This is a genomic window from Rhizobium sp. NLR8a (assembly GCF_019685235.1).
In the GTDB taxonomy this organism is placed as follows: domain Bacteria; phylum Pseudomonadota; class Alphaproteobacteria; order Rhizobiales; family Rhizobiaceae; genus Rhizobium.
Map to the genome: position 1 here is coordinate 136,751 of NZ_JABDWI010000009.1, position 10,962 is coordinate 147,712.

The 10,962-nt window shown below is 63.5% G+C and carries 11 protein-coding genes; 10 read left to right on the forward strand and 1 reads right to left on the reverse strand.

Annotation, left to right across the window (positions count from 1 at the left end; translation table 11 throughout):
- The first annotated feature begins 37 nt into the window (after positions 1–37).
- Entirely contained in the window at positions 38–568 is a 531-nt protein-coding gene (locus HJC04_RS18495) for a YidB family protein (protein ID WP_221146800.1), read from the forward strand.
- 282 nt (positions 569–850) lie between these two features.
- Here the strand turns inward: HJC04_RS18495 and HJC04_RS18500 are convergent, their stop codons facing one another.
- Positions 851–1,696 carry a dienelactone hydrolase family protein gene (locus HJC04_RS18500; RefSeq protein ID WP_409078117.1) on the reverse strand — a complete coding sequence of 282 codons (846 nt, stop codon included), beginning with the start codon at positions 1,694–1,696 and terminating at the stop codon, positions 851–853.
- A 953-nt stretch (positions 1,697–2,649) separates the two neighbouring features.
- Between HJC04_RS18500 and HJC04_RS18505 the strand changes: the two genes are divergently transcribed.
- The 9 genes from HJC04_RS18505 to HJC04_RS18545 all read left to right on the forward strand — a co-directional run bounded on the left by HJC04_RS18505 (position 2,650) and on the right by HJC04_RS18545 (position 10,947).
- Entirely contained in the window at positions 2,650–2,886 is a 237-nt protein-coding gene (locus HJC04_RS18505) for a hypothetical protein (RefSeq protein ID WP_210628754.1), read from the forward strand.
- Positions 2,887–2,903: 17 nt separating this feature from the next.
- The gene (locus tag HJC04_RS18510; protein WP_210628753.1) at positions 2,904–3,374 is read left to right on the forward strand and encodes a terminase small subunit protein; all 471 of its coding nucleotides are present in this window, start codon (positions 2,904–2,906) and stop codon (positions 3,372–3,374) included.
- Positions 3,340–4,911, forward strand: coding sequence for a terminase (locus tag HJC04_RS18515; protein WP_221146802.1), 1,572 nt, complete (start codon positions 3,340–3,342; stop codon positions 4,909–4,911). Before HJC04_RS18510 ends, HJC04_RS18515 begins: the two co-directional genes overlap by 35 nt.
- Positions 4,911–7,007, forward strand: coding sequence for a hypothetical protein (locus HJC04_RS18520; protein WP_221146803.1), 2,097 nt, complete (start codon positions 4,911–4,913; stop codon positions 7,005–7,007). The genes HJC04_RS18515 and HJC04_RS18520 overlap by 1 nt, the downstream gene beginning before the upstream one ends.
- A 16-nt stretch (positions 7,008–7,023) precedes the next feature.
- Positions 7,024–7,335: a hypothetical protein gene (locus tag HJC04_RS18525; protein WP_210628750.1), complete on the forward strand. Its 312-nt coding sequence runs from the start codon at positions 7,024–7,026 to the stop codon at positions 7,333–7,335.
- A 40-nt stretch (positions 7,336–7,375) separates the two neighbouring features.
- Positions 7,376–8,404, forward strand: a complete 1,029-nt coding sequence (locus HJC04_RS18530; RefSeq protein WP_221146804.1) for a hypothetical protein — start codon at positions 7,376–7,378, stop codon at positions 8,402–8,404.
- Between the two features lie 15 nt (positions 8,405–8,419).
- Positions 8,420–9,394, forward strand: coding sequence for a phage major capsid protein (locus HJC04_RS18535; protein WP_221146805.1), 975 nt, complete (start codon positions 8,420–8,422; stop codon positions 9,392–9,394).
- A 22-nt stretch (positions 9,395–9,416) separates the two neighbouring features.
- Positions 9,417–10,202 carry a hypothetical protein gene (locus HJC04_RS18540; RefSeq protein ID WP_221124254.1) on the forward strand — a complete coding sequence of 262 codons (786 nt, stop codon included), beginning with the start codon at positions 9,417–9,419 and terminating at the stop codon, positions 10,200–10,202.
- A 181-nt stretch (positions 10,203–10,383) separates the two neighbouring features.
- On the forward strand, positions 10,384–10,947 hold the full coding sequence (locus HJC04_RS18545; RefSeq protein ID WP_221124253.1) for a hypothetical protein: 564 nt from the start codon (positions 10,384–10,386) through the stop codon (positions 10,945–10,947).
- Positions 10,948–10,962: the final 15 nt, after the last annotated feature.

A 10,962-nucleotide genomic window follows, 5' to 3' on the forward strand; every position in this document is an offset into this window, starting at 1 on the left:
GGCGTGAACCCACGGAGCACCACAGGAGGATTTCATCATGATGAGCGGTCAAATGAAGGCGCTTCTCGCCGTTCTTGCCGTTGCCGGTTACCAGAACAGGGACAAGATCCGGGAGCTCCTGCGGGGCTTCCAGAACCCGCAGCAGGCCGGCGCCGGAGGCCAGCCATCAGGCGGCCTCGGCGGCATCCTCGGCGGACTGGCCGGCTCCGGCGGTCTCGGTGGTCTTCTCGGCGGCTTGACCTCCGGCAGCATCGTCAGCGGCGGCCTCGGCGACCTCCTGAAAACCTTTCAGCAGAACGGCCAGGGCGACAAGATGGAATCCTGGGTGCGCCGCGGGCAGAATGCCGACATCAATGACGGCGAACTTGCCACAGCCCTCGGCCCGGATGTCCTGGACGAGATCGCCAGGAATACCGGCCTCTCGCATCAGGAGATCCTCGGCCGGCTGAGCCGCGATCTTCCCAAGGCCGTCGACGATCTGACGCCGGAGGGGAAAGTGCCGAGCGCCGAGGAGGCGTTCATGTCCTCGGCGAGCCAGGCGACGTCAGGGCGGCCGAGCGACATTTAGGCTGCGATGTGGAGGGGCGCCCGGCCGGCAGACAGCTGGCGCATGTTTGCTGGAACGATCGGGAGGCGCCCTGTCCTCATTCCGGAGACGTCGCCGGATTTCCCATGGAACTCAACCCACGCTCCGTCCTCCTCGGGCTTGACCCGAGAATCCACCACGCGGACATCGACCGGCGGCGGCCGTGGATTCCAGGCTCAAGGCCTGGAATGACAGAGATTGGGGGTGTGCGTTGGCGCCAAACTCGGGCTAGCGGATGAGCAGAGGCAGATCGCCAGTCAACCTCTACTCGGAGAGGTACTTGCGAAGAAAGGCGTAGACGCTGCGCATGGACTTCGCCGCGGCGTCGGGGTCGTATTTTTCGATATGACCCAGCACCCTCTTGCCCATTGTGAACTCCGGGGCGTCGAAATCGTGATAAGCGCCTTTGTAGACGTTGAGCTCAACGGATGGGCCATCGTCGCCAAGGCGGGCAAGGCTCTTCTGGCATCGGTCGGCCCGGCTCCAATTGTCCCGTTCGCCAATCAGGATCAAGGTCGGTGCTGACGGAGCGCCCCGATTTGCGTCGCAGGCGGGATAATAGGCGACTGCCGTCTTGAACTTGTGCTCCATAAGCTGCTCGTTTCCCTGGGTTTTTGTCGCGTCGAGCGTCGCGGTGGCGCCCGTCGAAAAGCCCATCAAGGCGACGCGGCTGATATCGACGGAGCTCGATTTCGACAAGAAATCCAGAGCGCCATAGGCATCGAAGACCCGCTCGGGAAGAGCGATTCGACAGTCATCGTCGAGCTTGCGGGTGGTGAAGCTGTCGACGACAAGCACGACATAGCCCCATTTGACCAGCCGTTTCGGCCAAAGCTCCTTGACGCTCAAACGCAGGTGATCGCAACCATGCAGAAGGACCACCGCCGGGAAGGGGCCGTCGCCGGGAGGGCGGGACAAATAGCCGAGCAGCGGCGTGCCCGGCGATTGGGAGAGAATTTCTCCCTGTTCGAGGGCCTTGCGGATGCGAAACGGGCTGAGCTTCACCGGCGCGCTTTCGAACCACACCACTTCCTCGGCATCGGCCGGGGCCGCACAGAAGGGAACGCCGAGAAAAGTGACGAGGCAAAGAAGAAGTCCTGCAGTTTTCACCGACGCCTCCATCGGGTGATCGACAGGCTGCTATTTGTACGCCGAAGCTGACACTTGGCAAAGCGGGGGCGGTCTGCTGCTATCAATTGGTGGGGGAGGCGTGATTTTCAAAAGTGGCCTGCACCACCTACGGAGGGTGGAGGGACGTTTTCGCCAAACGCTTGACGAATTCGGAACCGGCGTCGAAGTGAATTTCTACGCTTGAAAGTCCTTGATCACCCCCCGGCGGATCGTTTAGTCCTACCGTAAATCCAAGCTGCGGGATTTGAATGCAAAGGTGATCCGACGGTGAAGGCCGGCGACGCTTCGATTGCATGTGTCATTCGCCAGGGCTTTCCGGCCAGCGGCATCGAATATCACCGTGGGTTTTGCACAGCGCTCACCTCTTGCTCCGTCCTCCTCGGGCTTGACCCGAGGATCCACGCTGGTCTCCACCAGTCGCGGCCATGGATCCCAGGGTCAAGCCTGGTCAAGCCCTGGGATGACGGAGAGTCGAGGGACGTTCGGCCCAACGTTTGACCAATTTTTCTCCGCCAAATCCGAGCCGGCGTCGAAGGCAATTTCTGCGCTGCAAAGTCCTTGATCACCTCCCAGCGGATCATTTAATCCTACCGTAAATCCAAGCTGCGAGATTTGAATTCAGAGGTGACGCCGGCGGTGAAGGCCGGCGACGCTTCGATGGCGTGCGTCATTCGGCGGGGCTTTCCGGCCGGCGTCATCGACCACGCGGCTTGGCACAGCGCTCACTCCTTGCTCCGTCCTCCTCGGGCTTGACCCGAGGATCGGGCTTGCCCCTGGTATCCACGGCTGGGCTCCACCAGCGGCGGGCATGGATCCCCGGGTCAAGCCCTCGGATGACGGAGGGTGGGGGAGCGCGCTTGGCCATATCGAGCGTAGCAGCGCCCGACGCGGCCGTGTTGGCAGGACATCCACCTCTCATAAGGAGACTTACAATGGACCCCTCGATTGCTCCGGCCTCGCGGGCCGCCGTGGTGACGCCGAACGATACCGCGATTGTCGGCGCCCGGGCGCTTTATATCGGCACGGCCGGTGATGTGGCGATTGCGCCGCGGCGGGATGTGGATCCGGTCGTCTTCAAGAGCGTGCCGGCCGGGACGATCCTGCCGGTTCATGCGGCGATCGTGGCGCTGACCGGGACCACGGCCTCCAACATTATCGCCTTGTTCTGAGCGTCAGACACGGATCGATGGGCAGACCGAGCAAGTTCAGCCAGGCGCTGGCGGAAAAAATCTGCGCGCGCATCGCCGACCGGGAAAGCCTGCGCTCCATCTGCCGGGACGAGGACATGCCGGCGAAATCGACGGTGCTCTCCTGGCTGGCGGACGAGGACAAGGCGGCGTTCCGGGCGCGCTATGCGCTGGCCCGCGAGATCATGGCCGACAGCTTTGTCGACGAGATGGTCGAAATCGCCGACAACAGCAGCGACGACTGGATCGAAAAGAAGAATGCGGCCGGCGAGATCACCGGCTGGCAGGAGAACGGCGAGGCGATCCGGCGTTCGCAGCTGCGCATCGCCACCCGTCAGTGGGTGGCCGAGAAGCTCAGACCGAAGAAATACGGCGCCAAGATGGAGCCTGAACAGGGCGCAACGAGCGAGGTCTCGCAATTGCTGGAGGCGGTCAATGGCAGGACGCGCGGACTTCCAGGCGGCGGTTGACCAGTTTTCCGACTGGCGCTGGCGGCTGAACAATCTCTACTGGATCACCGACAAGGCGGGCCGCCGCGTCAGGTTCGAAATGAACATGATGCAGACGAGCCTTTTCGAGGAGATGCATTATCTCAACGTGCTCCTGAAGGCCCGCCAGCTGGGGCTGACCACCTTCATCCAGATCTTCATGCTCGATGCCTGCGTCTTCAACCGGGATATAAGAGCCGGCACCATCGCCCATACGCTCGGCGACGTGCAGACGATCTTCCGGGACAAGATCAAATATCCCTATGACAATCTGCCCGAAGGCATCCGCAACGCCGTGCCTGTTATCAGGACCAACCAGAGCGAATTGCTGCTCGCCAACAATTCGAGCATCCGCGTCGGCACGTCGCTGCGCTCGGGCACGCTGCAATATCTGCATATTTCCGAATATGGAAAGCTCTGCGCCAAATATCCCGACAAGGCGCGGGAAGTCCGGACCGGCGCCTTGAACACCGTGCAGGCCGGCCAGATGGTCTTCGTCGAAAGCACGGCGGAAGGTCAGGAGGGGCATTTCTATTCACTCTGCGAGGATGCCCAGGTCAAGCAGCGCCAGGCGCTTGAGCTGACCGAGCTCGACTTCAAGTTCCACTTCTTTCCATGGTGGAAGGAACCGCAATATTCGATCGCCCCTGAGGGTGTCATCATCAGCGACGTTTTCGTCAAATATTTTCGTCAGCTTGCCGAGCAGGGGATCACGCTGACGGCGGGGCAGAAGGCCTGGTACGTCAAGAAGGCCGAGATCCAGCTCGGCGATATGAAGCGCGAATATCCCTCGACGCCTGATGAAGCTTTCGAGGCGAGCGTCGAAGGCGCCTATTATGCCGACCAGATGGCGATCGCCGACGCCGAGGAGCGTATCGGTGTCTTCCCGCATGTGGAAGGTTATCCCGTCCACACAATCTCCGACATCGGCATGGACGACACCAACAGCGTTTGGCTGTTCCAGGTACTGCCCGGCCGCGTCAGGATGATCGGCTATTTCGAGCATACCGGCACCGGCATGGACGGCATGCTCGACGAGCTGGAGCGGCGCGCCGCCGAACAGGACTATGTTTACGGCGTCCACAACATGCCGCATGACATCAAGGTCAGGGAATGGACGCGCGGCGGCATGACCCGCATCGAGATCATGCTGAAAGAGGTCAGGGCGCGCGGCCTCGGCACGGTGCGCAAGGTCGAGCGCGCCTATGTCCACGACCGCATCAACGGCACCCGGCGCATCCTGGCGAAAGTCGAATTCGACCAGGCCGGCTGCGCCCAAGGCATCAAATGCCTGCGCAACTATCGCAAGGACTGGGACGAGGATCTCGGCGTCTTCCGCGACGAGCCGCTGCACAACTGGGCTTCACATGGGGCGGATGCTTTCGGCGGTCTCGCCATCATCTTCACTGGCCTGGCGCCCGAACCGCTGAAGCCCGAGCGTAAGCCGCTGCCGACATTCCAGACCATGACATTCAACGAATTTGCCGATTCCACTCCGAGACAGAGCGAGCGTGTTTGATGGAAGACGAGACGACGGTTTTGGAAGGCGGGCAGCACTGGGATCCGGCAAAGGTCGGCGCCCATTGGCAGCAGGAGCTCGAACGCGCCCAGCGCTATTTCAAGTCCTGGCACGACCGCTGCGTCAAGATCGAGAAGATCTATCTCGACCAGCAGGCGGACCAGACGAGCGCCGCCAAGCGCCGCTTCCCGATGCTCTGGGCCAATACCGCGGTGCTGCAGCCGGCCGTCTATGCCCGCGTGCCGCAGCCGGTCGTCGAGCGCCGCTTCAAGGACGCCGACCCCGTCGCGCGCATCGCCTCGGAAATCGTCGAGCGCAATCTCGCCTATGCTGGCGACGAGGCCGATCTCGACTCCATCATGCGGGCGGTGCGCGACGATTTCCTGCTCTGCGCCCGCGGTACGGTGTGGCTGCGTTATGAGGCCGATTTCGAGCCGCTCGACATGGGCGTCGCGCCCTCGGACCCGGCGGCGGAAAACGGCTTGCCCGGCGGATTGGGCGCAACCCTCGAAACGATTGCCGACGAGCGCGTCTGCATCGACTATGTCCACTGGTCGGATTTCCTGCATTCGCCGGCCCGCCGCTGGAAGGATGTCACCTGGGTGGCGCGGCGCGTGCCGATGAGCGGCGAGGAGATGGAAAAGCGCTTCGGCCGTGAGGCGATGGCGTCAGGCGCGGCCCAGGCTGCCGGCGCCCGCAAGGGCGAAAGCCAGGCCGAGCGCGCCGAAAACGAAGGCAGGACCCATGTCTGGGAGATCTGGTGCAAGAGCGAGAACTATACCATCTGGATCGCTGACGGTTCGCCCGTCGCGCTCGAAGTTTCCGAGCCGCCGCTGGAGCTGACGCATTTCTGGCCTTGCCCGCGCCCGGCCTATGGCACGATGTCGACGAGCTCGCTGATCCCGGTTCCCGACTATGTTTATTATCAGCAGCAATGCGATGAAATCGATCTTCTGACCCGGCGCATCAACAAGCTGACCGATCAGCTGCGGCTGAAAGTCTTCTATCCCTCCGGCGACGGCGCCATCTCGCCGGCGATCGAGAAGGCGATGCGGCCCGACAACGACATGGTGATGGTGCCGATCCCGGAATGGGCTGCCTTCACCGACAAGGGCGGCTCGAAAGCTGTCGTGACGCTGCCGATCGACGAGGTGCAGAAGGTGATCGTCGCCTGCATGGCGGCGCGCAAGCAGCTGATCGAGGACGTCTACCAGATCACCGGCATATCGGACATCGTGCGCGGCGACACCCAAGCCTCGGAGACTGCGACGGCGCAGCGCATCAAGAGCCAGTGGGGCTCGATCCGCATTCGCGACCGCCAGGCCGAGCTCGCCCGCTTTGCCCGCGACATTATCCGCCTTGCCGGCGAAATCATCTGCGACCAGTTCCAGCCGGAAACGCTGATGCTGGTCAGCGGCATCAAGCTGCCGAGCATGGCGGAGAAACAGCAGGTGCAGATGCAGCTGCAGCAGATGCAGATGGCGGCCGGGCAGGCGGCCATGCGGGCGCAGCAGATGGGTCAGCCGGCGCAGGCGCCCCCCGCAATGACGCCGCCGGAACTGCCGCCGCAGCTGCAACGGATGATGGGCCAGCCGACGATCGACGAGGTGGTGCAGCTCTTGCGCAACGACAGCATTCGCGGCTTCCAGATCGACATCGAGACGGATTCGACGATCGAGCCCGACGAGGACGCCGAAAAGCAGCGGCGCATGGAATTCGTCCAGATGGTCGGCGGCTTCATCCAGCAGGCGGGCGCGATGGCGCAGCAGAACCCGATGCTCGTCCCCGTCATGGTCGAGACGCTGCTCTTTGCCGCCCGCGGCTTCCGGGCCGGCCGTCAGCTGGAAAGCACGCTGGAGCAGGTGGGCGCCCAGCTTTCCCAGGCTGCGACCGCGCCGAAACCGGAACCGCAGCCGCAGCCTTCGCCCGCCGAGATGCTCAAGCTGAAGACGGCTGAGGTGAAGGCCGGTGCCGAACAGCGGAAAGCCGAGCTTGGCGTGGCGCAAGCCGAGATCGAGCATCGCGCCATGCTGGAACAGGCGCGCGGCGAGGCGGCGGCGCAGGCGATCGACCAGATGCGCGCGAGCTATCAATAAGCCCGGGAGCAACAGCATGAGAGAACGTTATTGCCGCGTCTGCGGCGGCTGGCACGCGCTCGACGCCTGGCCGCACAATTGCATGCCGGTGAAAAACCTCGCGCGGTCGGACCTGCCCGCGCCGCATTTCGTCAGCGACAACATCGAGATCCAGTCGATGCATGACGGCCGGCATTACACTTCGAAAGCCAAGCTGCGCTCCGCCTATCAGGCGGCCGGCGTCGTCGAGATCGGCAATGAGAAGCCGCAGCCGATCGAAAAGCCGAAGACGGACCGAAAGGCGATCCGCAACGAATTGCGGCGGGTCTACGCCGAATACAACGCCTGAACCTGAACGGGCATCAATCCCCGAAATAGGAAATCCCAAGATGGATATGGAAGACCTGAACGAGGCCGGCAACGGCAGCGAAGATTTTGGCTCGGAAAAGCCGGTCAGCGTCCGCGACAGCCTGAAGGCTGCGATCGACACTGTCGAAGGTGGGCCGGGCGATCTGCCGGGCCAGCCGCGCGACGGCGAAAATGGCCGCTTCCTGCCCAAGGGGCAGGAGCAGGCCGCTGCTGCCCGGACAGGGCAGGCGGCCCCGGGGGCTCATGGCCCACAGCAGACAGGCGAGATTGACAGTCGCCAGCAGTCCGCCGTCCCCGGTAACCGGGTGCCGCCCGGCTGGTCGGCGGAGGCCAAAGCGCAGTTTTCAAGCCTGCCCGGCGAAGTGCAGGCGGCGATCGCCAAACGCGAGCAGGAGGTCGATCGCGGCTTCCGCGTCCTCCAGGATTACAAGGGGCTCGAGGAGTTCACCCCGATCGTGCGCCAGGCCGGCATGACCCATGCCGATGTTATGCGCCGGGCGATCGAGTGGGAAAACGCGCTGATCCGCGATCCCGTCAACACCGTGCTTCACGTCGCCAAGGTGGCCGGCGTCAATCTTCACGCCCTGGTCAACGGCCGGGCAGGGGAGGCGATGCAACGCCATGAGCAGGGCCAGACCGGGCCGATCAATGTCGAGGCCACGGTCGAACATGTTTTGAGGAAGAGGGACACCGAAACTCAGGTCGATGCCTTTCTTTCCGATCCGGCAAATGCCCATGCCGAAGACGTTCTCGACGACATGGTCGCCCTCATCAATTCGGGGCGAGCATCGACACTTCAGGACGCCTACGACGCCGCATGCTGGATGCGTCCGGACATCCGCCAGCAGTTGATCAGCCAGACTGCGCCGGCTTTCGTCCACCAGCAGCAAGCCCAGAGGGCCGCAGCGGCAGATCAAGCCCGCCGGGCCTCGCGATCCATCTCTGGATCTTCCGCTCCGGGCCCGACCCGCGATGCGGCAAGAGGCCAGCCCACGTCAATCCGAGACTCGCTTCGCGACGCCATGCGTTCCGCGCGCGGTCAAGTCTGATCAAAGGAATGATCAATGCCCATTTCGCCCAACCTCTCTGAAATCGTCACCACGACGCTGCGCAACCGCAGCGGCACGGTCGCCGACGACGTGACCAAGAACAACGGTCTTCTCACCCGTCTCAACAGCCGCGGCCGCAAGAAGCCCGTCTCCGGCGGTCGCACCATCGTCCAGGAGCTGCAGTATCAGGAAAACAGCACCTTCAAGCGCTATTCCGGCTACGACATCCTCAACGTCCAGCCCTCCGACGTCATCACCGCCGCCGAATACGACCTGAAGCAGGCCGCGGTTGCCGTCTCCATGTCCGGCCTCGAACAGCTGCAGAACTCCGGCGAGGATGCGATCCTCGATCTGCTCGAGCAGCGCATCGAGAATGCCGAGACGACGCTGAAGAACAATATCGCGCTCGACTGCTATTCCGACGGCACGGCCGATGGCGGTCGGCAGATCGGCGGCCTGCAGCTCCTGATCTCGACCTCGCCGACCTCCGGCACGGTCGGCGGCATCTCGCGCGCCACCTGGGTTTTCTGGCGCAACCAGAAATTCTCCGCCTCCGCCGATGGTGGTGCGGCCGCCACCAATGCCAACATCCAGAGCTACATGAACCGGCTCTACATGTCCTGCGTGCGCGGCTCCGACGCGCCCGATCTCGTCGTTGCCGACAACAACTTCTTCCGCCTCTACTGGGAATCGCTGCAGGCGATCCAGCGCATCACCTCGGCCGACAAGGGCATGGCCGGCTTCCAGTCGCTGCAATATATGGGCGCCGACGTGATCTTCGACGGCGGCTTCGGCGGCGGTGCGCCTCTCAACCAGATGTTCTTCCTCAACACCAAATACCTGTTCTACCGGCCGCACCGCGACCGCGACATGGCGCCGATCGGTGACGAACGCATGAACACCAACCAGGATGCCTTCGTGCAGCTGATGGGCTTTGCCGGCAACCTCACCATGAACAACGCCTTCCTGCAGGGCGTGCTGTTCGCCTGATCGAACGAAAGGATCAACATCCATGACCATCGCAACTTCTCAGACCGATCGTCTTGGCGCGAACCCGTTCGTCGTCGAAGGCCCGATCGTCGCCGGCTCCGGCATTCCGGGACCGAACTTCGCCCTCGGCGCGATCGCCGGCGGCGACCGTGAATCCGAATGGGTCTATTGCCAGCTGGTGCTGGCCTCTCAGACGACCCTGCAGCCCGGCCAATGGTTTCAGTGGAGCCGGGACTATGTCGCCGCGCTGCTGACCACGGCCGCCGCCGTCGTCGGCCAGCGCTGCGGCGTTTTCTCCGGTGCGGCCCAGCCGCCGACGCTGACGGGCGGGCCGGTTGGCGCCGTGACGCTTCAGCCCGGCACCTATTATGTCTGGCTGCAGCGCAACGGCCAGGCGCCGGCCCAGGTGGCGAGTGCAACGGCGGCCCTCGTCGTTGCCGAAACGACCACCACGGCGGGCCAGGCAAGCGCGCCTGCCTCGGCGACCGTCGGCACCAAGGCGATTGCCAACGTCAACTTTGCTGCCGCCAACCAGACGTTTGCGGCAACGACGGTCAACGGTTCTCCCGTGCTGACGAATCTCTCCGGCCTCAATGCCGGGTCCGGTCCGTTCATCGGCGCGGCCGTTGCCGGCACCGGAATTCCGGGCGGCACGACGATTGCGGGCATCACCTACGGCCCGAACGGCGTCGTCCAGAGCATCACGCTCTCGGCCAACGCCACCGCCAACGGCACCGGCATCACCATCACGGCGACCGGCGTGCTGGAGGCGACGCTGATGCGGCCGTTCCTGTCGAAGGTGAACTAAACCACGTCAGTCAATGGGCGCTTCGGCGCCTGTTGAGACTGCTGCTCCGACCTCTCTTTCGTCATGCTCGGGCTTGTCCCGAGCATCTGCAGCAGATCCTCGGCACAAGGCCGAGGATGACGAGGAGGGGCGCTCCCACCGTCCATCCAAATCTCCCCGCCATCAACAGCGAGCAAGCACCATGCCCGACAGCCATACCGGAATTTATGCCTCCTTCAGCCTCGAGCCGGTCGAGCAGACCTTTCTGACCGAGAAGGAGGGCCGGCCGATCTTTGCCGACAAGGAATTCGTCCGCATCTTCATCGCAGGCGACAAGCACACCGAGGTCTATCGCGAGGTCACCGACAATGACAAACAGCGTTTTGCCGACGCCTATAAGCGCTTCAAGGACGGCGCCGCCGCTCGCGAGCAGCTGACCGGCACACCGCTTGCGCAATGGCCCTATCTGAAGCCGAGCCAGATCAAGGAGCTGGAGGCGATCAACATCTACACCGTCGAGCAGCTCGCCGCCCTCTCCGACACGGCCAAACAGAAGGTCGGCATGGGCGCCAACGAGCTGACCGCGGCTGCTCGCGCCTATCTTGCAACGGCCGAGAACTCCAGCGCCGCTTCCGCCTTTGCCGCCGAAAACGAAAGGTTGAAGGGCGAGGTCGGCCGGCTGCAGGAGCAGATGAAGGAAATGGCCTTGCGCTTCGAGGCGCTCGACAGGGAAGGCGAGGGCAAGGGCCGCAGCCGCGCCGCCTGAACCAGCATTCGAAAC

Bases quoted from the DNA above. Each gene is read 5' to 3' on its own strand.
- HJC04_RS18540 (WP_221124254.1), top strand. From the start codon at position 9,417: ATGACCATCGCAACTTCTCAGACCGATCGTCTTGGCGCGAACCCGTTC.
- HJC04_RS18530 (WP_221146804.1), top strand. From the start codon at position 7,376: ATGGATATGGAAGACCTGAACGAGGCCGGCAACGGCAGCGAAGATTTT.
- HJC04_RS18525 (WP_210628750.1), top strand. From the start codon at position 7,024: ATGAGAGAACGTTATTGCCGCGTCTGCGGCGGCTGGCACGCGCTCGAC.
- HJC04_RS18535 (WP_221146805.1), top strand. From the start codon at position 8,420: ATGCCCATTTCGCCCAACCTCTCTGAAATCGTCACCACGACGCTGCGC.
- HJC04_RS18505 (WP_210628754.1), top strand. From the start codon at position 2,650: ATGGACCCCTCGATTGCTCCGGCCTCGCGGGCCGCCGTGGTGACGCCG.
- HJC04_RS18510 (WP_210628753.1), top strand. From the start codon at position 2,904: ATGGGCAGACCGAGCAAGTTCAGCCAGGCGCTGGCGGAAAAAATCTGC.
- HJC04_RS18545 (WP_221124253.1), top strand. From the start codon at position 10,384: ATGCCCGACAGCCATACCGGAATTTATGCCTCCTTCAGCCTCGAGCCG.
- HJC04_RS18515 (WP_221146802.1), top strand. From the start codon at position 3,340: ATGGCAGGACGCGCGGACTTCCAGGCGGCGGTTGACCAGTTTTCCGAC.
- HJC04_RS18520 (WP_221146803.1), top strand. From the start codon at position 4,911: ATGGAAGACGAGACGACGGTTTTGGAAGGCGGGCAGCACTGGGATCCG.
- HJC04_RS18495 (WP_221146800.1), top strand. From the start codon at position 38: ATGATGAGCGGTCAAATGAAGGCGCTTCTCGCCGTTCTTGCCGTTGCC.